Here is a 23,833-nt window from a genome sequence, read left to right as displayed (position 1 = left end):
AATACTCCCCCTTATTTGTTTAATATTTCTTTCATTAAGATTGGGATAACTTTTTCAGCATCAGTATTTACAAAACCAAATGCTATTTTTCCATCATTTACTGCTTGTTTAATCTGATCTTCAGAAAGTATTTGTCCTGGAATACTTACAGAAATACATTGCTGAGCTCCTATAATTCCAATTGCCATGGCTAAAGCACCTCCAGCTCCCGTTGCACAAGAACCAAAGTAATAATGGGCTTGTCCACTTTTTACGGCAAGAGCAGCGTCAATATCACTCTTAACACTAATATTTACCTTTCCTTCGCCATATTTTTCGATAAGCTTTGAAACCTGTTGCTTATCCATTTGACCACCAACAACAATATTAATCATATAAATCCCTCCCTAATATATTTTTCTAATGTCTTATTAACATTAACTAGTCTAGTTCAATTACATTATTGTTTCTTTCGTTTATAACTAGATATTCCCTTCTAAACCTTATCAATATTCCCTAAGTTGCATAAGTGAAGTGCTATATATCCAAATTCTGATTGAGGTATGCCTATTTGAAGTTCCTCATCTATTTTTACTATCAATGATTGTACTCTTTTATAAATAGCTAAGGACTTTAACTCTTCTAGTGATGAGTCATCTAATGGGGCGATTTCTTCTCCTTTTCGGATTCGAGATAAAGTCATTGCCATATGAGTTACAAGCATTGAAGCATTTTCTTCATTAAGCTTAATATTTAATTCATTTTCCACCATTTTCATAAATTCTGTTACAATATCTATTATTTTATTATCTATCTGCCCAGCCTGACGTAAAATTATTAATCTCTCTTTTAATGTATTATCCATTTATTAATCTCCTTATCTTCAAAATACAGTTTTTTGTATATTGTATGTAAATAAAATTAATTCTATCACTAATACATTGGAATCATCTTATCGTTCATTACCTCTTCTTGTATGTTTGAAATTTGTTTTATGTCTATAAACTTTGATAGAATTTCATGTACCATACTATTATCCTTGTTTATCACAATAACTGCAATGGTATCCTCTTTACTTAAATTAATAGATTTTTTATTTCTTAATGGTACGATGCCATAATGTTCGGTATACTCTTTTAGTTCATCTCCATTCCAAATAGCAGCATCTATTACATTGCTTTTTATATTATTAAAAATTTGAGAATATGATATGTCTACGAATTCTACATCAATTCCCTCACATTCATAGTTCGTAAGTATAATTTGATCGACTGAATCAGGGTCAATTCCTATTCTCATCTTTGGGGTTATTTGAGTTTGCTCCTTGTCTGCAAAAATTATGACATGTCTTCCTACATAGCTATTCTCAGAGAATTCATAAGCTATTTCTATATTATCGGATTTTTGCATTTCTAATCGTGCTGCTAATTTAGATACTACAGCAAAGTTATATCTACCTGAGTTTAACGCTTCAATCCTTCTTGAAGCCCCTCTCATAAATGCTAAACTAAATGGTAAATCAACAGCTTCAAAGGTTTTATATAATCCAGTAGCAAGACCTTCATATCTTTTAGAATATGGTAAAGGCATTACCCCCATAATTGTTCCAATATCCCCTATGGTCCATAATTTTTTATAGTCTATAAAGTTTATATATGTTCCTAAATGTCCCTTTGATTCTAAAGTAATGGCTTTTTCTTTTTGTAAGAATTTTAATGCTGTATGTATTGTTCCTCTACCTAAACATAATGTTTCTGAATATTGTTCTACAGTCTTAATTCTATCACCAACATCTAAAGTAAACATTTCTCTAGCTAAGGAAATAATGGCTATTCCGTTTTTTGACATTAGTTTGTTTTTGTATCTATCCATGACTACCTCCATTATCAATATACATTTTATTGTATATTGCAACTTCAATATATCATAATTATAAAATAAATACAATAAATATTTTATTCACTCATACTAACTTCACTTGAAAAATAATAGATTATTATAGCCACTCACCAAACTGCAACCATAAGTAAGTGGCTATCCTTAAGTGATTATTTTAGATAAATTATAGCATCTTTTATTCTACGAACAGACCTGAAGTTTTGTTAACATCCATAACAAACATTATACCTTTACCTGGCTCATCAATCTGTAGAGTTTCTTTTATTGATTTTATTATCTTATCCGATTTTTCTTTCTCAATTATTATCATAACTATTTCTTTTTCTGGTTCAATATTCATTGAAAAGAACATAGTATTTTCATGAATACCTGAACCTCTTGCATTTATAATAGTTGCTCCTCTTGAACCTGCAGAAGTAGCAATATCTACAACTTCCTGCCCTACGCCTCTTTCAACTATAGTAAAAATCACTTCATATTCCATATCGTCTTTACCTCCTACTATCGAATCACTAGATGGGATATAGCTTTTTGTACCTATTACCCTTTTTACAGATGAAGAAAAGATTATTCCATGATTAGGTTTATCTAAATGAAATTTTTCAGTTAAAACTTCATGAATTTGATTTTCAAGCTTGCTATCTGAAATCATTAATACTACTTCTTTTTTTACCTCATCAAGCCCTAGTAACTCCAGAATAGGTTCTTTAACCGTACCCCTTCCTAAGAAAATAGTTCCTCCCAAAACACCAATTTTCTTTGCTTCTTTTAAAACTTTACTTCCTGTTCCACAATTCACTATTGCAACAGATAGGATTTGAGCCTTGTTAATCATATCTATTTTCACTCTACCTCAACTCCTTTTCCCCAGTCTTGCGTTCATATATTAACCCTAAAACCTGTATAGCAATTAAAGGTGTCAATGCTACCATAGCAATTATACCAAAGGCATCCATCAATACATCGGCTCCTTCTATAGCTTCTGCTACTCCTTGAGCAAAAGCCAAGATAAAAGTAGCAGTCATCGGTCCCGAAGCTACTCCTCCTGAATCAAAAGCGATGCCAACAAACAACTTAGGTGTAAAATAAGATAAAATTATTGCCAGTAAATAACCTGGTACTAGAAAATGCCATAATTTAATACTAGGTATCAATATCCTTATCATAGAAAGAGATACAGCAATTGCAACTCCTATTGATAATGTATATAAAATGACTTTCTTTCTAATATGCCCACTTGTAACGTTTTCTATTTGTTCATTCAATACATATACTGCTGGTTCAGCAAATATTACTGTAAATCCAAGAATAAAGCCTATTATTATAATAATCCAGTTGTTATCAAGAGTTGCAGCAGCATGTCCTATAGCACTTCCTGCTTCCATAAAACCGGCATTTACTCCAGTAAGAAATAATACAAATCCTATAAATGTATATACTAGACCTTTTATGATTTTCATAAGTTGTTTTTTTGATAATTTAAAGAATAATATTTGAAAGATAAGAAATAATGTTATCAATGGTATCATAGACTTGGTTACTTCAATCAATATTAATGGTATTTCTTTTAAGAAAGTAATTAATACACCTTTTGTATTAATAGAATGATATGGAAGGCTTCCCGTTAGAGATTCTATACCGGAAAACAAGCTCATTATAAGAACTGCCATCATAGGACCAGTAGATGCTATTCCAACTAATCCAAAACTGTCTTCCTCAGAAGTCACCCCGCCTTGAGTTGAAGACACACCTAAACCTAATGCAAGAATGAAAGGTACTGTCATGGATCCTGTTGTTGCTCCGCCCGAATCAAAAGCTATCCCTAAGAATGCTCCAGGTGACAATAGTACTAACAAAAATATTACTCCATATAAAAAAGTTAAAAGTTTGTTCAACGGTATATTCAGGACAATTCTCATCAATCCCACTGCAACTAATATCCCTACACCGATTGAAACTACAATTAGAATACTATTCTGTGACAATGCTCCAGAAGTTACTTCAGACACTTGTCTTGCTAACACCAATAAATCTGGTTCAGCAATATTTATTAAGAACCCAAGTATAAATCCAAATGCTATTATGATCCATAAATTTTTTCTTTTTGTAAGAGCCGCCCCCATAAGATTACCTATCGGTTGTATTGCTAAATCAGCTCCAAACAAAAATATAGCAAGCCCAAATACTATAAATATTGCTCCTACTAGAAATCTCCACATTAGGTTTGCACCTATAGGAGCTACAGTGAAATTGAGTATTAATACTATAATAGTAATTGGAAGTACAGACAATACTACCTCTTTCATTTTTTGTATCAGAACATTCAAATAGTATCACAATCCCTTCTAATTTTATTTTTCTATAATTAAGTAGATTATAGACATTAATTTAATGTAATCCGATTCTCTCACCTTAACAGGGTTATTTTATGTAAATTATATCATTCTACTTGCTTTCTTTCAAATAATTAGTTAATTTATCCAATTTTTTTCAACCTTTAATTATTCTTTATTATAAGCTGATACAGTAAAATTCTAATGTCTACTGTTGATGATTTTCCTTTTTCTTTGCTATCATCAACAATTATTCAATCATATTATCCCTGAAAAATACTATGAGCCCATAGTTAGCTAATATATCCATGAATTGATTGTGGGGAGAACCTTCTAAACATTTCATTAATGCATTATCTTTATATCGCTTTTCATTTTTTTCAATCTCTTCATCAAAAATTTGTAAAGCTTCTTCTTTACTATCAGCGTTTTTTAATAAATTTTTGTATCTATCATATTCTTTTGATAATTCATCTAAAACAAAATTATCTAACTCAGGATATCGATTTATGTACTCTTTTAATACTTCTTCTTTATTTCTAATCTTTAACATAAAAGCACACTCCATTCCATTTTTATACTATTGTTTAGTAATTACCCAAAATCATAATTCAATATACAACTATTTCTAAAACTAAAGCTATAGATTCTTAAGAATCTATAGCTTTAATTTTAGTACGTTTCTTTAAAAACCTCAAAATAACCCATTGGATGAGCACATGCTGGGCAAGCTTGAGGTGCATTTTTTCCTTTATGTATATATCCACAGTTATTACATTTCCATTCTACTTCTTCATCTTTTTCAAACACTTTATTATTTTCAATATTACTTAATAATTTTCTATACCTAGCTTCATGTCTCTCTTCCACTTCTGCTATTTCTCTAAATACATGAGCTATTTGAGGAAAACCTTCTTCATCTGCTACATCCGCAAAAGCTGGATAAAGATCTGTCCACTCTTCATTTTCTCCTTCTGCTGCAGCTTTCAAATTAACTTTAGTATCTCCTAAAGCAACAGGATATGCAGCATTTATCTCTACTGCCTGTCCACATAAACTTTCATTTAAGAATTTAAAAAATCTCTTTGCATGTTCTTTTTCATTTTCAGCAGTTTCCATAAAAATATTTGAAATTTGCACATAGCCTTCTTTCTTTGCTTGGGAAGCGTAGTAAGTATATCTTGTCCTAGCTTGTGATTCCCCTGCAAAAGCTTTCATTAAATTTTCAGCAGTTCTTGTACCCTTTAAAGATTTCATAATTATACCCTCCAGTATATTAATTAATAATTTATATTCTTTAATATATAAAATATTACCTCTATTTTATATATTAGTAGCTTGTTTACAATCATTAATAGCCTACTTTTTGTTATATACCCATTTAACTTCTCAGGTTAACTCTAAAAAATAGAACAAAATAAAAATTCTTCCCAGTTATCTACTGAGAAGAATTTTTCTATATCCATTCTTTTACTTCTTCTAATAATTTAAAGTTGGTTAAATCATAATGAAGTGGTGTTAACGTTACATAACCTTGACTTAAATAATATCTATCTGTATCTTCTTCTAATTCTCCATTTCTTCTGCCTTTAAGCTTTAATGTTCTCTCTCCTTCTTCGTTATATTCCATAAAGTAATAATCATAAATCACTCCGCCTATTTTACATGTTTTTATTCCTTTTATATTTTCTTCTTTGACATGAGGAGTATTTATGTTCAACACTATATTTGATTCCAGCAACTTATCTTTTGATTTTTCAAGAATCATTTTTGCATATTTAGCTGCCACCTCATAATAAGCTGATCCATCAACCCATTCTGCTGATACAGCTATAGATGGTACTTTATATACATTAGCTTCTATAGCCGCAGAAACAGTACCAGAATATAAGATATCCATACCTGAATTTAATCCCATGTTAATTCCTGATAAAACCACATCAATAGGTCCCTCAGCTAAGGTATCTAATCCTACTCTAACACAGTCTGCTGGAGTTCCCGATATACTATAAGCTTTTGATCTTAATCCTTCTAGGTTAACTTCCTTTACTACTAAAGGAGTGAATAGTGTAATAGCATGACTTTGAGCACTCCTTTGACTTTCTGGTGCTACCAATATTACTTCATGATCCTTCTCTAGTTCTTTAGCTAGTGTATATATTCCTTCTGCTAATATTCCGTCATCATTAGTCAATAATATTCTCATGTTTCTCCTCCTAGAACTTTTATTCTATTATATATTAATTTTACCTATATTAACAGCTTATTTCCCTTCTTACTTCATTATATTAATAGGTTAAGATTTAGTCAAAATTCATTTAAAACTAAATATATTTTAAGAAAACTTATTCTTTATTATACGCTAAGAGAATTTATACTTATCACTGCATTATGAAAAATAAAGACTCTAGTTCTAAGAGTCTTTATAGTATATTAATTCTTTTAAGAAATGCCTTAGTTCTATTGTTCTTTGGTCTAAGAAAAACTTCTTCCGCAGGTCCATCTTCTACTATTCTACCTTCATCCATAAATATAGTTCTATTGGAAACCTCTCTAGCAAAATTCATTTCATGAGTAACTATTACCATAGTCATATCTTCCTTGGATAAATCCTTAATAGTTTGAAGGACCTCTAAAGTTAACTCTGGGTCTAAAGCAGAAGTAGGCTCATCAAATAGCATTATCTTAGGACTCATAGCCAAAGCTCTGGCTATGGCAACTCTTTGTTTCTGCCCTCCTGATAGTTTAGCTGGGTAACTATCTGCTTTATCCTCTAATTTAACCTTTGCAAGTAAGTTTAATGCAATTTCTTTAGCTTCCTTTCTATCCATTTTATTAATTACTGTTAACGGTTTATATATATTTTCTACTACGCTATAGTGGGGAAAGAGATTAAATTGTTGAAACACCATCCCTATACTTCCGTCTATATTAATGTTTCCACTATCTATTTTCTCTAATCCAGAAATACATCTTAGAAGAGTACTTTTCCCTGAACCACTAGGTCCAATTATAGATATGATTTCACCTTTTCTAACTTCTAAATCAATATCTATTAATACCTTAAGGTCACCAAAAGACTTATTTATTTTATGAAGCTTTAATATTGTACTATCCATCATAATTATTACCCCTTTAATTTTGATAAATATTATTGATTTTCTTTTCAATTTTCTTTGAGATTAAAGATACTGAATAAGTCATACAAAAGTATAAAACACCTAAAGTAAGGTATATTTCAAATGCCCTATAAGTTCTTGTATATATTAGCTGTCCACTTCTAGTAAGTTCCGTTATTGCAAGACTAGATACTAAAGAGCTTTCTTTTAATAGAGATGAAAAAGAGTTCATAAGAGATGGAATAGCAATCCTCATAGCTTGAGGATAAATAATATATATTAAACTTTGAATCCTGTTATATCCTAATACATAACTAGCCTCTCTTTGCCCTTTATCTACAGATAGCATAGCGGCTCTAATAATCTCTGACATATATGCTGCACTATTTAAGGCTAGTCCAAATATAGCTGCAACAAAACTAGACATCTTTATTCCAATGGTAGGTAGTCCATAGTAAATGAAAAATAATTGAATCAACAATGGAGTCCCCCTAAATATTTCAATGTAAACATTTAATATTACTTCTAAAAATTTAGGCGGTTTTTCATATCTAATAGTTCCTATTATTACTGCCAATACTAATCCAAGTAAAAAAGAAATAATTGTTATCTTAATAGTAGTTAAAGCAGCTGCTAGAATGAATCCTAGATTATTTGATATAATGTGAAATTTCAAAATCATACCTCCATGTTTAAATATTTAAAAAGGTAAACAGTACGTTTACCTTTTATTGCTTAGTTGACTTTAAGCCATTTATTTAAAATTTCGTCATATTTACCATTTTCTTTGATTTTGGACAAAGATTCATTTAATTTATTTGTCAGTCCATCTTCTCCTTGTCTTAAAACCATAACGATTTCAGCAGATTCTAAAGCTTCATCTACTAACCTAAAACCTTCATTTTCCTTCATATAATTAACTGCATAAGCATAGCCTACAACTACACAGTCTATTCTATCGTTTTCTAAATCTATAAAAGCTTCCGGATTATAGTCATATCTTTTAACTTCTTTAAGTCCGTCTAATTTATCTACAACTTGTTCGCTTCCAGAACCCAATTGAACTCCTACTATCTTATTCTTTAGGTCTTCTATACTATTAATATCATTTCTTCCTTCTTTTACAATGATAACATCATTCAATTCATAATAAACATCACTCATATTTACATTCTCTGCAGCTGCTTCTCTTTTGGACATACAAGTAATCAGTACATCAAAATCACCTTTATTTAAACCTCCTAATAATGCTGGCCATTCTGCATCCTTGATTTCAACTTCTATTCCTAATTCTGATCCTAATAATTTAGCAAGATCAATATCAAATCCTTCTAGTTCTCCAGTCTTATCATTTCTGGATTCAAAAGGCGGATAAGCTGCACAAAGTCCTACAGTTATTTTACCGTTATCTTTTACATTTTCCCAAGAAACGTCATTACTAGTTTCTTCACTTTTCTTGGAACATCCAGTAAAGGTTATTACTATAGATAACGCGAGAACTAATACTGCTACGTTTTTAAATTTTTTAGTCATAGATTTTCCCTCCAATAAGTTTATTTGTTTGCTATGAACTTTCTTATATTGCTTAAAGAATCATATACATTTCTCTCATCTATAGCTATGAATGGAATTTTTATGCCATATTCCATAAAATATTTCTGTAGTTCTTCAATGAACACGCCAGAACCTTCTATATATTTTATATCTTTAATCATTTCTTCTAAGTTATTATTAGTTGAAAGTTCCCCTCTCCAGTCTCCAGAACAAGTTAAATTAACTCCACAGCTTGGACTACCATCTATTCCTAAAACCCCTAGTATTTCATAGCCAGCATCTATATAACTTTTCACTTGATTAACTATTGGTTTAATCATTTCCCTACAACTTTCTCTATAAAACAAGGTATCAAATTGTTCTTTCACATGACCCCATCTTCTAATACCATAGACAATTGTTTCGGGACAAGGGAGCTGAATTATACCAATATCTTCTTCATTGATAATATCTATTACTTCTTTAAACATTCCTTTATATTGGCTCAAACCTTCTACTTTAGAATTTGAATTTAAAATACAATGACAAACCATTAATATTTTTCTATTTCTTTCCAAATTATCACTCCCTATCTTGTTCCTAAGGATATATTAATAAATTGTTAATAATAAGTCTAATAGAGAATATTGATATCATTACATTATTGTATAGAAAATTTTAATATATGATTTTCTATTTAGAATTGGATATAAAAAAGAGTATAGATTCCTCTATACCCTTTTTCATATTAACTAAAAAAGCTTCTATCACTTATATCCTTAAAGAGACCTAAAAGCTGCTCTTTGTTTAAATCCTTTTTCATATTTCCCTCTAAATCTATAACGATATTTCCTCTATGAAGCATAATTATTCTATTTCCATATTTAAGAGCATGATCAATATTATGAGTGACCATTAAAGCTGTAAGATTTTTTTCTTCAACAATACGAGCCGTAATCTCCATTATAATCTCAGAGGTCTTAGGATCTAGTGCTGCCGTATGTTCATCTAACAAAAGGAGTTTAGGATTAGTAAAAGTAGACATTATTAAAGCTAAAGATTGTCTTTGTCCTCCAGATAGCTGAGATACAGCTGTATCTAATTTATTTTCTAACCCTAAGTTTAACCTTTCTAGTCTTTCTTTAAATAGCTTTCTATCCTTTTTATTTGCCAAAAAAGATAGTCCCATTTTTTCTCCTTTATTCTTAGCCATAGACAAGTTCTCGAATATGGTCATACTAGGTACAGTTCCCATAGATGGATTCTGAAATATTCTAGATATATCTTTACATCTTTCATGTTCTTTTTTATTAGTAATGTCTTCTTTATCTAAATAAATCTTGCCTTTATCCGAATATATATTTCCTGTTATCAAATTTAATAAAGTAGACTTTCCAGCACCATTGCTGCCTATTACACAGACAAATTCTCCTTCTTCTACTTTTAGATTAAACTCTTTAAACAACTTCATTTCATTTGCTGTATTTTCATTAAAAGTTTTACTTATATTATCTAATCTTAGCATCTTAATCACCTCTAGACCCTAGTTGAATCATAACTACTTATTGGTTTTGTAAAATTAAAGCTCATCTTCTTATTTAGAAATATTATATTCTTGTTTCCTAAGGCTAGAGCTAATACTACTATTATACAGCTAATAAGTTTTAAATCACTAGGATTAAATCCAGCAATTAAACTCAATGATATACTCATTCTATAAATAATTGTTCCTAAAATTATCAATGTACTTTCCCTTAAAAATTTAACTTTTCTAAACAGAGTTTGACCAATCACAATGGATGCTAATCCTATTATAATGGTCCCTGTACCCATATTTATATCACTAAACCCCTGATACTGAGCCATTAATCCGCCTGCTAAAGCTACTAGTCCATTAGAAAAAGCTAATGCTAGTATCTTTACTTTATCCGTATCTATACCTAGAGAAATTATCATTTTTTCGTTGTCTCCAACACCCTTTATCATATAACCCATCTTAGTTTTAAAAAATATAGTAAATAGTAAAGCTACAATAAATACAAAAACCAATGCAGTAATCAAATTATTTCCTTGAGTAAAAATAGTTCTTTCATTAAGCAAAGGCAAGTTTGCCTTTCCCATAATTCTTAAATTTATGGAATATAGCCCAATCATGACCAATATACCCGATAAAATATCTTTTATTTTTAATTTTACATTTAATAACCCAGTAATACTTCCTGCTAAAAATCCTCCTATAATAGCTATTACTAAGGATACCATAGGTGAGACACCTTTTGAGATAAGTATAGCTGAGATACTAGCTCCTAAAGTAAAGGTACCATCTATAGATAAATCAGGAAAATTCAAAAATCTATTAGTTATATAAACTCCCATTACCATAATAGAGATAATAAAACCTTGCCCTAGTACTCCTACTAAAAAATCTTTCATCTAGTTTTCCCCCTTTACCAGAATGGCTTTATCTAGAAGCTCTTTAGGAATACTTATACCTAATTTCTCTGCTATATCTTCATTTATGGTTAATTGAGTTTCTTCTAAGGAAGTTACAGGTATATCTTTAATCTCTTTTCCTTCTAATATTTCAATAGCCATAAGACCAGTTTCATATCCTAATTTAAAATAATCTATACCCTCACAAGCTAATGCTCCATTTTTAACCATAGGTTCATCAACGCCTATGGTGACCACCTTGTTTTGTAAACATACTTTAGAAACTATTGGCATACTAGAAGCTACTAGATTGTCACTTGGAAGGAATAAAAAATCTATTCCTTTAATCTTACCACCTAATGCCATTTCAATTTCTGATGTATTGGTTACTGGTATTTCTACTAACTCTAATTTAAGATCTTTAGTTATACCTTTTAATTTATCAACTTGAATTTGGGAATTTATTTCACTTGTATTATATAGTACTCCTACTTTTTTAGCCTTTGGTACTATTTTTAATCCTAGTTCTATTTGTTTTTCTAAAGGTGCTAAATCTGTAGTTCCTGTAATATTTCCTTCTGGTGAATTAGGATCTTTAAGTATACCTGCTGTAACAGGATCAGTTATAGATGTAAATAGTATAGGTATATTTTTAGTAGCTTTAAAGGCTGATTGAGCAGATGGAGTAGAAATTGCAAGAATTAAATCTTTCTTTTTAGACACAAAATTATTAGCTATGGTTGTGGTTAAAGATATATCCCCTTGTGCAAGCTGGGTATCTATATCAACCTTATCTTCATAGCCTTTTTCTTTTAATACAGCAATAAATCCTTCTCTAGCACTATCTAAAGCAGGATGCTCTATTATCTGACTTATACCTATTGAAAATTTTGATTTAGAATTTGAAACTTGAGTGGTTGAGTTATCTCCTGTGGAACAACCAACTAATGAAATGATAATTGTGAATAGCAAAATTAAGCCTAAGGACTTGCTTAGACCTGAGATATGTTTTTTCCCTACCATACTACCGTCCTCCTATTTTCTTTTTTATTGATTCTACCATTCTACCTTTAGCCTTAAGGCTATCTACAATACTACCAATACTAATTAATATAAAATTATAAAGGGTATATTATCTCCTGTCAACCTCTTTTTCCTTGTTATAATATGGGAATAGATCTATGACCTATGCCAATAGCTAAATCATTTAAATGGAGAAGTCCTATACTAATGAATAAACATACACAAAGATGTTCCCCTCTTCTTGCTATACCAATTTTACCTCCAAAATTCAAACCCATAGCCTTTGGATTTACAGCCACAATAGCATCCATAACTGCTCCCGATACAGCTCCTTCATGAACATGAATATCCTTAATAATTCCTGTTTTCTTAGAGGCAACTAGAGCTCTTTCTATAATCTTTGGAATAGAATTGATTAAATCCCCTCCAATATCTACAGCTGTACCTTTATATTCATCTTTCCTCATTTGTTCTATTAGTGCTTTTTCTTCTTCCCTACTAGAAATAGCTAAATTTATTGCCCATTTTGCCACTGCTATGCTTTCTGTTCTCATAATATAAATCCCCCTATTTTTTATACAACTAAGTACTTTGGCTGCTTATCACAATAGTTACAGGTTTTAGGACTAGCCCAATCTGTAAAAGAAACTTGTTCTAATTCATAAACATCTGGAGACTGTTCATATGCTTCTACAAAGTCTTCTATTGCATCTTCTAAATGTTCATTACACACTACATACATTTTATCAACTCCATTTTTTATTAGTATGTACATTATTATTTTTTTTAAAAGGCTTGACAGTTGCCAAGCCTTTTAAGTTATCTAAAATCGGAAAATATAATCTCAGTCTTCTCTTCCTTACCATTTCTATAAATGGTTAATACTGCCTTATCTCCTACTTTATACTTATATAATATTTTTCTAAGCTGAATCATACTATCTATAGGCTGATTATCTATTTTAACTATTACATCCATAGCCTTTAAATTAGCCTTTTCTGCAGGAGAATCCGGTAGTACTTCGATTACTACTACTCCACTATCAATATGCAAATCAATTCCAAGCTGTCTTTCATATCTTTCTACTTCTGTACCTTGAAAACCAATGTATACGTTATTAAAATCTCCTTCTTTTATCACCTGTTCTACAATAGGTTTAGCTACATTTATAGGGATAGCAAAACCTAAACCTTCTCCAGTTTTTATCTTTGCTGTATTTACTCCGATTACTTCTCCTTTATTGTTAAGCAATGGTCCTCCACTATTTCCTGGATTTATAGATGCATCTGTCTGGATTAAATCTTCCATTATATTATATTCATCTACTCTAATGGAACGATGAAGCCCGCTTATTACTCCAGAAGTTACTGTTCTCTGAAAATCCAGGCCCAAAGGATTACCTATAGCAACAGCTAATTGCCCAACTTCTAAATTATCTGAATCACCTAAGTCAGCCACTTGTAAATTTCTAGCCTCTACCTTAACTACAGCTAAGTCTAAAGCTGAGTCATTCCATAAAACTCTTCCCTCTGCCTTATCTCCGTTTTCAAAGAGTACGTTTATTTTTTTTGCTTTTCCATCTCCTATTACATGAGAATTAGTTAAAATATAACCATTAGAATCTACTATTACACCAGAACCAACGCCTTGAACTTCTCTCTCCCAAATAAGTTCTCTTTGGACTTGAACTGTAGTGATACCTACTACAGATCCAATAGCTTTTTTAGCCACAGCAGTAACAGCTGAAATATCTTCTGTAGGAGTAATTTTTATTTCATTAGATATAGTAGATCCAGAATTTTTATATATTTCTGGTATAGGCATTAGTCTCCCATAAAGATAAGTAGGTGCAATATAGGCACTAATAACGCCTCCTATTAAAGCTGCTACTAAAGCTACTATAAAATAAGAAAAAAGTCCTCTTTTTTTTGGTGGTTTGTTGTAACTGTAATAGTTATAATCATTATAGGTTGGTCTTCTATCATCCATAGTTATACCTCCTAAATTTATAAAGTATATACTTTTGTTACCTTATCCCTATAGGTTAAATTTAAAGTAATATCCTTATGTACGTTTATCCCACAATTTAAAATATAATTTTTTACCGTTTCATGAGCAAGAGATGGTACATTGTTTTCTTGACTTAAATGTCCTAATAGTACAATTTCTCCTTTTCCTAATAAAACTTCTCCTAAAACTCTTCCCGCATCTTCATTAGATAGATGTCCTTTTGTACTCATAATCCTCTTTTTAAGATGCCAAGGATAACTTCCTTCCTTTAACATGGTTATATCATGATTAGATTCCATTAAATAAAGAGAAGAACCTCTTATTTTATCTTTTATAGTATCATTTACCCAACCTGTATCTGTTACAATGCTAATTTTTATATTTTTATAATATATTAAATATCCTACTGGCTCTATTGCATCATGAAATATATTAAAAGGATGAATAGTTATATCATTTATATCTTGGTCTTTCTCTGTTATAAAAACTTTAGTGTTCTTTTCTTTTACCTCTCCTATAGTACTATTCATAGCTATCCATGTATTTGCATTAGCATAAATAGGAATATCATATCTCCTTGAAAGAATTCCTACTCCCTTAACATGATCTATATGTTCATGAGTTACCAATATACCATCTAAAGTACTAGGAGAAACTCCTATAGAAGAAAGTAAACACTCTATTCTTTTCCCACTAAAACCTCCATCTATTAACATTCTTGTATTGTCCGTTTCTATATATTGACAGTTCCCACTGCTTCCACTAGAAAGGGAACAAAATCTAATTCCCATTGTATTTTCCCCCAATTTTTATTAATTCACTCCTATTTATTATAGTATATTTAAAGAAAAAAAAGAAGGATGTTAAATTCCTTCTTTCTTAAAATTCACCTATAAAAACCTTATAACCATCTTCAAATTGAATTCTCCACGCTGGATCAGTTTTGCCTTGCTTTGCAGCTTTAGGTTCCTCTAGATAATTATGCTTTTCTGGATCAAAATAATAACACAAAGATATATCCTTTATAGTTTTTCCATAGACCTCTTCCATGCTAAGCAGCCCTAATATAGCTTTAGGTGCAGTACTTGTATATATAGGTGTTTCTCCCATATCTTTAACGTTAAGCCATTGTCTCTCAAATTTTTTAACTCCTCTTTTATCAACCTGAATGTTAGTAAAAGCATTTTCTAGATAATTTTCTTTATACAACTTTGAAAACTCAATATAATAGGTATTGTTTTCTTTTTTTATGAAAGAAAGTTTAATATCTGAAGTATCAAATTTCTTATCCTCTATAAACTTTGTAGCTATTTTAATAGCTTCATCTTCATCTAAGTTAGGAAACTTATTTACATAATTTTTATCTTCATATATTAATAATTTTTTCTTATTCAACACCAATAAACTCTCTGACTCGTGGACTATTTCTACTAAATTTTCATTATCACTTTGTATCTCCCCATCTCCATTAAAAAAGGCATTATTTAAAGTAGATGTACTATTTTTCTCATAATCAACAATTAAAGTGTTTAGGTAAGGAATATCTTTTGGTATTTCCGTGGCTAGGATAATGTTTTTCTTATTTAGAAGATTAAGAGCATCTTCTATAAAATCTTGCTGCACTGTAGGCTCTACAATTTTTTCACTAGAAAATAACATATATCCTAACAGAATATCAGTTACAATAAATGCAATTATTAAGATGGTTTTTGCTTTAGACCAATCCATTAAAATTCACCATCCAAAATCCTTCAATTTTTTTCAAATACTAATTTTCCATTGCTAACATCAAAAGCGTATATCCTTCCCCCTGTTTTAATTAACCACACTCCAATAAGTTTGTCTTCTTTGTCTTTTAGACAAGGATCAAAGTAAGCTAGGGTTATATCTTCTATAGATGATAGAACCTCTTCTGTTATTGACTCTTCTGTTATTTCTTTTTTGTCTTTTTCCTTATATTGTATATATCTTTTTTCTAAAAGACCATAATTCATATCTATAACATCAAAGGGTGATAACATTACATTGTTTTTTGAAACACTATCAACCTTTATTTTCATATCCTTTCTGATAAACTGCTTATAATTTCTTATATATTTATTAAAGACATCTATCTGGATAAAATCTTCTATTTCACTACTCCCAAGAACAACTGGAATTCCTCTTATTCTATATTTAAAAGTTAATCTATAACCTAAACTTGCTTCTGACTTTATTTCCTCTATTTTAGCTAAATACATGCCTCTTGGTATTCCAATATTTTTAGATATAAAATCAGCAGCAGAATTTAAACTGACATATAAGTTTCTTTCTCCAACGGGTTCTTCTAAAGGATAAAAATATTCTAAAAGTCCATTTTTATTAATTTTTAAAACCCGCTGATTATAAACATATATAGCAGAACCATTATTTTCAATAATTTCTTTAATATAATCAATATCTTTATTAAAAAATTTTTTTGCTATTTCTCTTGTTCTATGCTCATCTATAGAACTAATTTCATTCTCCACATATACTGTAGGCAATGCATTAGACATCTCATAAGGAATATATATGTCATTTTTTGTGCCTAAAGTTTCTCTCATGGAATAATAATAGGTATAGTCCTTGGATGCTTCAATGGAAATAAGCTGATCTCTTAAATATTTTGTATCAATTGTCAAATCATAAACTGCTAAATGCTTATCCTTTGTGCTAAAAACGAAAAAAGTATCGTCTTTGCCCAAATATAAATATATACTAGTTATGCTAGGCATTATATCAGCAATAGAATTAGGGTCTTTTACGTCTAATGCTTTGGCAAGTATATAAGTATTTATTTTTTCTGGGAAATAAAAAATAATGGACTTTTTCCCATGATAAGTTAAAAATTCTTCATTGGATAGATCAGCGGTCTTAATATTTTTTGAGCTTAAAACATCTACCAGAATTCCACGAGTACTTGTCCATAAGCTATATTTATTATCATCATATAATAGAGTGTGATTTTTTTCATTAAAATTAAGTAGATATTTATTCGGTGTTATCATATCTGATAATAGATAAGATGCACTTACTACCTCTTCTTTTTTAAACATTCCAAATATTTCATTGGGTAGCTGAATCCACAGCTTTTTTGTAAAAATGACACTAATACATACCAATGATAGAAGGAGAAAAGTTTTAAATCTTTCTTTCATAATAAATCATCTCCAATACCTAAGGTAAGTATTATTTTTTAGGAACCAATGCATCTGTAGTACTCTTATCTTTAGTACTTTTTATTTCTTCCTCAGCTTTTCCCTTATCTGATACATAAATTATTTTTTCTATAGGAGAAACATTGTCAACTTTAAAGGTAATTACTACTTTATTTATTCCCATAACTAAATCAATTTGCTTTTTAAAAAATCCCATATTACCAGCCTTAACGGTATCACTAGATATGCTGATATAATCCTCTTCTGAAGGCAGCTTATCTAAATTAAAATTCTTTGTAGTAAGATCTGCAGTTCCAAAAACATCTATTACCACAGAAGTTCCTTCAGGTGCCTTACCACTAATGAGTACCACCTTATCTTCAATAGAATAAGGGTCTTTTTCAGGGCTTATAACTTCATATTTAGATGCTTCTACTTTAGTTTCGGATTTATTCTTAGTATCTAAATTTGCCGCATGTCCTACTGGGCTAAAAGTTAAGATACTTGTTGCAATTAACATACTTGCTAATATTTTCTTCCACATTTATTCCAACCTCCTTTTCTATATATTATAGGACACTATCATTATATACCAAATATGTTACAAAAGTATTACAACCCAATTAAGATTAAATTACACTCTAGTATAAGGCAATATTATACTGACTTCTGTACCTTCTCCAAATTTACTTTTTAAAACAATTTCTCCATTATGGGCCTCAATAATTTGTTTAGCAATAGATAGTCCTAGCCCAGTACCACCTAGTTCCCTGCTTCTACCCTTATCCACTCTATAAAATCTTTCAAATATTCTCTGCTGATCTTCTTCTGGAATACCACTTCCATTATCTTTTACTTTAATTATTACCTTATATTCATCTCTTATTGATTTAATATTAATTTCTCCTTGATTCTGGGTATATTTAATTGCATTAGATACTATATTTAGTATTACCTGTTCTATACCATCTTTATCTACAACAATATTTGGAAGATTCTCTTCTATGTTAATGCTATATTTCTGACCCTTTTCTTTAAAAGCAAAATCTAATTTTAACAACACATCTTTTATTAATCTTTCTACAGATACCTCTGTCTTTTGCCATTTAGTTTTATTATAATCTAAATTTGAAAGCTGAAGCAAATCCCTTACAATCCTAGCCATTCTATCACATTCATTATCTATTACAGATAAAAACTTATGGGTAAGTTTCTCATCAACATCACTTTCCATCAATGTTTCTGCGTAACTCTTTATTGTTGTAATAGGAGTTTTTAATTCATGTGATACATTAGCTACAAATTCTTTCCTCATATTATCTAGTTTATGTTCATCTGTAATATCTTGGAATACAATTATTAGTCCTCCAATATTATTTTTTTCATTTTTAAAAGGTGCATATTTTACCTTGTATACCTCTGAATTAATCTCTATTATTGTATCTCCTTCTAAAGTATCACTTTTCTCATAATCTATTTTTGTAAGATTTATATATTCTTCAGGAAAGTTCTTCTTTTCAATTATATTCGGTGTTATAATATCTTCTCGAGTTAAATCTAAGATATCCATAGCTATAGGATTTGCATGAATAATATGACCTTTAATATCAATAGCAATAACTCCATCTGCCATATAGTTAAAAATAGTATCTAACTTAGATTTTTCTAAATCCATTTCTTGAATAGTATCTTTAAGCTTTAAAGTTAAATAGTTAAACATACTAGCAAGCTGACCAATTTCATCATCTGATTTTACTTCAACAAATTGATCAAAATCTCCTTTAGCCATTTTTTCTGCTTTTTTAGTTACATCTCTAATAGGCTCTGTAATACTACTAGCTATTAGAAATCCTAGAAATACTGTAATTAAAAGAGCTAATATAGTTGCATTGGTCAATATTTTCTTAGTTTCATTTAAAGTATCATATACATCATTTAAAGTAGCAGTCATATATAAAATACCTTTTACTTGGCCTACCTTGTCTAATACTGGATAAGCTAGATGCTGAGTCATTAAACCGTCATTTTTATCCTCTTTAATATTTGCATTTTTTTCTCCATTATAAGCTTCAAATATTAAACTAGAATCTAGCTTTTTATAATGTAAAGCGTTTTGCCCAATATCCCTTTCATAATTCTTTGAAGAAGAAGCTATGATAGTTGGTATATCTTCGTCATATATAACATATAGAGTTTCTTTACCATCTAATCTCCACTCATTTACAGTGTCTTGAATTTCCTCTCTAACCTCGGACCAATCATCTTTAGATATATAACTAGAAGTACCAATTATGGTCTCTATATGTTGTTCCATGGTATTGGTAATATTTGTAATCTGTTGATCTTCAAACTTTTCTATTATAAATACACCTACTATTACCATAGCAATAAATACTAGTAGGAAATAGACTAAAATAAACTTCCATCTTATGTTTGTAAACATGGTTAGCCCCTCCTGAAGTAGTAGCCCACACCTCGTTTTGTCATAATGTACTTGAATTCTCCGCCATTATCTTCAATCTTCTCTCTAAGGCGTCTTACGGTAACATCTACAGTTCTAATATCTCCATAATATTCGTATCCCCAGACTTCTTCTAATAGCTGTTCTCTTGAAAAAACTTGCTCTGCACTAGAAGCTAAGAATTTTAACAGTTCGAATTCTCTTAAAGTAAGTTCTACAACCTGTCCCTTCTTTTTAACCTCATATTTATTTAAATCTATAGATAATTCTTCAGATACAATTACGTCTCCATTAGACTCTATATTTGAAAAGTCTACTCTTCTTAAATTAGCCTTAATTCTCGCAACTAATTCTCTCATACTAAAAGGCTTTGTAATATAATCATCAGCTCCTAATTCTAGTCCTAGTACCTTATCTACTTCTTCTTCTTTAGCTGTTAACATGATTACTGGAACTTTTAAATCTTTCCTAATTTCCTTTAACACTTGGAATCCATCTTTTTTAGGCATCATAATATCTAAAACTACTAAGTCAGGTAATAGTTCATATACTCTCTTTACTCCTTCTTCCCCATCGTAGGCTGTCTCTACAAAGTAACCTTCCTTTTCTAGGTTAAATTTTATAATGTCAGCAATGGATCTTTCGTCATCAACTATCAATATCTTTTTATCCACAAAAAATCACTCCAAACCTATATTTTTTATGTAGATTAAACCTATGCTCTAATGTAAATTCCCTTCTTTAAATTATCTAATAAAGGACTATTATTGTCAAATCCTCCTTAATAAGACTTGCCGCTAATTTTATATAAAATATTATTTTTTTAACCTATTGAATTTAAAATTAGTTTACTATATAATATGATACATCAGAGGGGAGTAGCTTAAAATTAGTTAGTCGTCAATACGGATTTTTCCCGGCTAACTGCCTATCTTCTATTAGGAAGCAAGACCTTTGTTTAAACCTTGTGGTTTAAACAAAGGTCTTTTTGTATCCAAATTTTATTTTAACATTTTTAATTTTCCAGTTCAATGGGTTTCCATAAAGTAACACTTAATGATTTTTTTTAAAATTAAGTGGTATACTAATTAGTAATATATATGAAGAAAGGGAGACGGTAAGATGGAATGGTACAGACAAAGTAAAGAAGAACTTTTATCTAACCTTAACACTACCTTGGATCAAGGTCTTAATGATAATGACGTCCAAGAAAGGTTAGATAAATATGGTACCAATGAATTAAAAGAAGAAGAAAAAAGCAGCTTCTTATCAAAGGTAATAGCTCAATTTTCAGATTTCCTCGTTCTTATTTTAATTGGAGCAGCAGTAATCTCATTTTTCGTTGGTGAAGTTAAAGATGCAATAGTTATTATAGCAATAGTCTTTATAAATGCTTTCTTAGGAATCTATCAGGAAGGTAGGGCTGAAAAGGCCTTAGATGCATTAAGGAAAATGGCTTCACCTAATGCTAAAGTAATTAGAAATGGCCATACTACTGTAGTACCAGCGAACTCTTTGGTTCCTGGTGATATAGTAGTTTTGGAAGCTGGAGATATTATTCCAGCAGATTTAAGACTTATTGAAAGTTCTAATCTAAAAATCGAAGAAGCTTCTTTAACAGGAGAATCTGTTCCTGTAGAGAAACGAAGTGATATAACCTTTGACGAAGAAGTTTCCTTAGGAGACAGAAGTAACATGGCTTATATGAGTACAATAGTTACTTATGGTAGGGGAAAAGGTATAGTTGTAGAAACAGGACATGGAACTGAGATAGGCAAAATTGCAACTATGATTCAAACCTTTGAAAACGAAACTACTCCTTTACAAAAAAAATTAAATGAACTAGGTAAGTATTTAGGAATAGCTTGTATACTAGTTTGTGCTTTAGTTTTTGGCATAGGATTACTCCAAGGCAGAGAAATTCTAGAAATGTTTATGGTTGCTATAAGTTTAGCCGTGGCTGCCATACCTGAAGGACTACCTGCTATAGTTACTATTGTTTTAGCTATTGGCATGAATAAAATGGTTAAACGACATGCTATAGTTAAAAAGCTTTTAGCTGTAGAAACTTTAGGATGTACCACAGTTATATGTTCTGATAAAACTGGTACTTTAACTCAAAACGAAATGACTGTAGTTAAAGTTTATACTGATGGTAAAATATTGGATGTAACAGGAAGAGGCTACGATCCAGAAGGAGAATTTAAATTAGGAGAATATACTATTTCTTCTGGAGAAATTGGAGATCTAGAAACTTTAACATCTATAAGTGCCCTATGTAATGATGCTTTATTAGAAAAAACTTCCGAAGGCTATAGAGTTGTAGGTGATCCTACAGAAGGTGCTTTAATTACTTTAGCAGGTAAAGGTAATATTGATAGAAATGAAATTAATAGTGAATTTCCTAGGATTGAAGAAATTCCATTTGATTCAGATAGAAAAATGATGACTACCTTCCATAAAAATTATGTTCCTGGAAAAATAGTTTCTTTCACTAAGGGAGGACCAGACATAGTAATTAATAGATGTAGTCGTATTAGTATTAATGGTGAAATAGTTCCCTTTGATGATAATCTTAAAAAAGAAGTTTTAGATGTAAACAGTTCTTTTTCTAAAGATGCTTTGAGGGTATTAGCCTTTGCCTATAGAGAATATGAAACTTTACCTGATAATATTTCTTCCGATACAAATGAAAATGATATGACTTTTGTAGGATTAGTAGGCATGATAGATCCTCCAAGAGTTGAAGCAATGGAAGCTATTAGAAGGTGTAAAGAAGCTGGGATTAAGACTGTAATGATTACTGGTGACTATAAAGAAACTGCCTTTGCTATAGCCAAAGAACTAGGAATGGCAGAATCCATTGATGAAGCAATGATGGGAGAAGAATTAAATAAAATTTCTGATGAAGAATTAAGAGAAGTAGTTAAGCATACTAAAGTTTATGCTAGAGTATCACCAGAACATAAAGTAAGAATTGTAAGTGCATTAAAAGCTAATGGAGAAATTACTGCTATGACTGGTGATGGTGTTAACGATGCATTAGCTTTAAAAAGAGCAGATATCGGCGTATCCATGGGAATTACTGGTACTGATGTAGCTAAAAACACAGCAGAACTAATCTTAACAGATGATAACTTTGCTAGTATTGTATCAGCCGTTGAAGAGGGTAGAATTATATATAGTAATATTAAGAAGTTTGTTTTCTTCCTTTTGTCTTGTAATATAGGAGAAATCTTATTGGTCTTCTTAAGTATATTATTTAATTTACCTATACCCTTATTACCAATACAATTATTATGGCTAAATCTAATAACAGATAGTTTTCCTGCTTTAGCTCTAGGTGTAGAAAAAGGTGACCCTGATATAATGAAGAATCCTCCTAGAAATCCTAATGAACCTATTCTTGATAAGGGAATGGTTAGTGCTATAATTTTTCAAAGTGTAGCCATAACTGTAACTTCTTTATTAGCCTATAGATGGGGACTTAGAACCTATGGAATAGATAATCCAGCTATGGCTAGAACTATAGTCTTTACTACATTAATAACTGCTGAATTATTAAGAGCTAACTCTAGTAGATCTGAAAAACACTCTTTATTTACAATTGGGTTTTTCTCCAATAAAACGTTAGTATACGCTATGTTATTTTCATTTGTTTTATTATTAGGAGTGCTATACTTACCTTTCTTACAACCAATATTTGATACCTTTGCCCTTGGTTTAAGAGATTGGGAAATAGTATTGACCTATGCATTTATTCCTCTTGTTGTAGGTGAGCTCTATAAAGTAATAATTAGAAAAAGATAAAAAAGCCCTTTTGGGCTTTTTTTATATCTATAATAAATCATAAGTTTTTTAATA

The 23,833-nt window shown here is 30.4% G+C and carries 25 protein-coding genes; 1 reads left to right on the top strand and 24 read right to left on the bottom strand.

Translation table 11 applies throughout. The features are described from left to right. Positions 1-11: 11 nt before the first annotated feature. The 24 genes from KQI42_RS08370 to KQI42_RS08255 form a co-directional block, all read right to left on the bottom strand. Complete coding sequence (locus KQI42_RS08370) at positions 12-374, bottom strand: DUF2620 domain-containing protein (RefSeq protein ID WP_216518754.1); 363 nt, start codon at positions 372-374, stop codon at positions 12-14. A 101-nt stretch (positions 375-475) separates the two neighbouring features. Then, on the bottom strand, positions 476-844 hold the full coding sequence (locus KQI42_RS08365; protein ID WP_216518752.1) for a PRD domain-containing protein: 369 nt from the start codon (positions 842-844) through the stop codon (positions 476-478). 68 nt (positions 845-912) lie between these two features. Beyond that, entirely contained in the window at positions 913-1,851 is a 939-nt protein-coding gene (gene yhfZ, locus KQI42_RS08360; protein WP_216518750.1) for a GntR family transcriptional regulator YhfZ, read from the bottom strand. Positions 1,852-2,053: 202 nt separating this feature from the next. Beyond that, complete coding sequence (locus KQI42_RS21660; RefSeq protein WP_216518748.1) at positions 2,054-2,725, bottom strand: P-II family nitrogen regulator; 672 nt, start codon at positions 2,723-2,725, stop codon at positions 2,054-2,056. A 1-nt stretch (position 2,726) separates the two neighbouring features. Then, positions 2,727-4,184, bottom strand: coding sequence for a DUF1538 domain-containing protein (locus KQI42_RS08350; protein ID WP_216518745.1), 1,458 nt, complete (start codon positions 4,182-4,184; stop codon positions 2,727-2,729). Between the two features lie 277 nt (positions 4,185-4,461). Beyond that, a complete protein-coding gene (locus KQI42_RS08345; RefSeq protein ID WP_216518741.1) occupies positions 4,462-4,764 on the bottom strand; it encodes a hypothetical protein in 303 nt (100 codons plus the stop codon). A gap of 119 nt (positions 4,765-4,883) precedes the next feature. Next, positions 4,884-5,468, bottom strand: coding sequence for a rubrerythrin (gene rbr / locus KQI42_RS08340; RefSeq protein ID WP_216518739.1), 585 nt, complete (start codon positions 5,466-5,468; stop codon positions 4,884-4,886). Between the two features lie 199 nt (positions 5,469-5,667). Beyond that, a complete protein-coding gene (gene surE, locus KQI42_RS08335; protein WP_216518736.1) occupies positions 5,668-6,417 on the bottom strand; it encodes a 5'/3'-nucleotidase SurE in 750 nt (249 codons plus the stop codon). A gap of 217 nt (positions 6,418-6,634) precedes the next feature. Continuing rightward, positions 6,635-7,318 carry an amino acid ABC transporter ATP-binding protein gene (locus tag KQI42_RS08330; RefSeq protein WP_216518978.1) on the bottom strand — a complete coding sequence of 228 codons (684 nt, stop codon included), beginning with the start codon at positions 7,316-7,318 and terminating at the stop codon, positions 6,635-6,637. Between the two features lie 28 nt (positions 7,319-7,346). Further along, positions 7,347-8,006 carry an amino acid ABC transporter permease gene (locus KQI42_RS08325; RefSeq protein WP_216518734.1) on the bottom strand — a complete coding sequence of 220 codons (660 nt, stop codon included), beginning with the start codon at positions 8,004-8,006 and terminating at the stop codon, positions 7,347-7,349. A 59-nt stretch (positions 8,007-8,065) separates the two neighbouring features. Then, the gene (locus KQI42_RS08320) at positions 8,066-8,863 is read right to left on the bottom strand and encodes an ABC transporter substrate-binding protein (RefSeq protein ID WP_216518731.1); all 798 of its coding nucleotides are present in this window, start codon (positions 8,861-8,863) and stop codon (positions 8,066-8,068) included. Positions 8,864-8,883: 20 nt separating this feature from the next. After that, complete coding sequence (locus tag KQI42_RS08315; protein WP_216518728.1) at positions 8,884-9,441, bottom strand: CD3072 family TudS-related putative desulfidase; 558 nt, start codon at positions 9,439-9,441, stop codon at positions 8,884-8,886. 170 nt (positions 9,442-9,611) lie between these two features. Then, complete coding sequence (locus tag KQI42_RS08310; protein ID WP_216518726.1) at positions 9,612-10,388, bottom strand: ABC transporter ATP-binding protein; 777 nt, start codon at positions 10,386-10,388, stop codon at positions 9,612-9,614. 11 nt (positions 10,389-10,399) lie between these two features. Further along, complete coding sequence (locus tag KQI42_RS08305; protein ID WP_216518723.1) at positions 10,400-11,296, bottom strand: ABC transporter permease; 897 nt, start codon at positions 11,294-11,296, stop codon at positions 10,400-10,402. Next, the gene (locus tag KQI42_RS08300; protein WP_216518720.1) at positions 11,297-12,319 is read right to left on the bottom strand and encodes an ABC transporter substrate-binding protein; all 1,023 of its coding nucleotides are present in this window, start codon (positions 12,317-12,319) and stop codon (positions 11,297-11,299) included. It lies immediately after the preceding gene. Between the two features lie 137 nt (positions 12,320-12,456). Further along, positions 12,457-12,873, bottom strand: coding sequence for a HutP family protein (locus tag KQI42_RS08295; protein ID WP_216518718.1), 417 nt, complete (start codon positions 12,871-12,873; stop codon positions 12,457-12,459). 20 nt (positions 12,874-12,893) lie between these two features. After that, a complete protein-coding gene (locus KQI42_RS08290) occupies positions 12,894-13,094 on the bottom strand; it encodes a CxxH/CxxC protein (protein ID WP_246566267.1) in 201 nt (66 codons plus the stop codon). 44 nt (positions 13,095-13,138) lie between these two features. Beyond that, complete coding sequence (gene htrA, locus KQI42_RS08285) at positions 13,139-14,308, bottom strand: serine protease HtrA (RefSeq protein WP_216518716.1); 1,170 nt, start codon at positions 14,306-14,308, stop codon at positions 13,139-13,141. Positions 14,309-14,325: 17 nt separating this feature from the next. Further along, positions 14,326-15,120 carry an MBL fold metallo-hydrolase gene (locus KQI42_RS08280; protein ID WP_216518714.1) on the bottom strand — a complete coding sequence of 265 codons (795 nt, stop codon included), beginning with the start codon at positions 15,118-15,120 and terminating at the stop codon, positions 14,326-14,328. An 88-nt stretch (positions 15,121-15,208) separates the two neighbouring features. Next, on the bottom strand, positions 15,209-16,057 hold the full coding sequence (locus tag KQI42_RS08275; protein ID WP_216518712.1) for a two-component system regulatory protein YycI: 849 nt from the start codon (positions 16,055-16,057) through the stop codon (positions 15,209-15,211). 23 nt (positions 16,058-16,080) lie between these two features. Then, the gene (locus tag KQI42_RS08270) at positions 16,081-17,508 is read right to left on the bottom strand and encodes a hypothetical protein (protein ID WP_216518710.1); all 1,428 of its coding nucleotides are present in this window, start codon (positions 17,506-17,508) and stop codon (positions 16,081-16,083) included. Positions 17,509-17,539: 31 nt separating this feature from the next. After that, positions 17,540-18,052: a hypothetical protein gene (locus KQI42_RS08265; protein ID WP_216518707.1), complete on the bottom strand. Its 513-nt coding sequence runs from the start codon at positions 18,050-18,052 to the stop codon at positions 17,540-17,542. A 90-nt stretch (positions 18,053-18,142) separates the two neighbouring features. Then, entirely contained in the window at positions 18,143-19,951 is a 1,809-nt protein-coding gene (locus tag KQI42_RS08260; RefSeq protein WP_216518705.1) for a HAMP domain-containing sensor histidine kinase, read from the bottom strand. A gap of 2 nt (positions 19,952-19,953) precedes the next feature. Beyond that, positions 19,954-20,643 (bottom strand): response regulator, encoded by a 690-nt coding sequence (locus tag KQI42_RS08255; RefSeq protein ID WP_216518703.1) that lies wholly within the window; start codon positions 20,641-20,643, stop codon positions 19,954-19,956. A 448-nt stretch (positions 20,644-21,091) separates the two neighbouring features. Here KQI42_RS08255 and KQI42_RS08250 point away from each other — a divergent pair, with 448 nt between their 5' ends. Then, a complete protein-coding gene (locus KQI42_RS08250; protein ID WP_216518702.1) occupies positions 21,092-23,779 on the top strand; it encodes a calcium-transporting P-type ATPase, PMR1-type in 2,688 nt (895 codons plus the stop codon). Positions 23,780-23,833: the final 54 nt, after the last annotated feature.

The sequence above is a fragment of the Tissierella simiarum genome, assembly GCF_018917865.1.
Classification (GTDB): domain Bacteria; phylum Bacillota; class Clostridia; order Tissierellales; family Tissierellaceae; genus Tissierella_C; species Tissierella_C simiarum.
The sequence above is the reverse complement of the archived record's forward strand: the minus strand, read 5'-3'. Positions and strand labels throughout refer to the sequence as shown.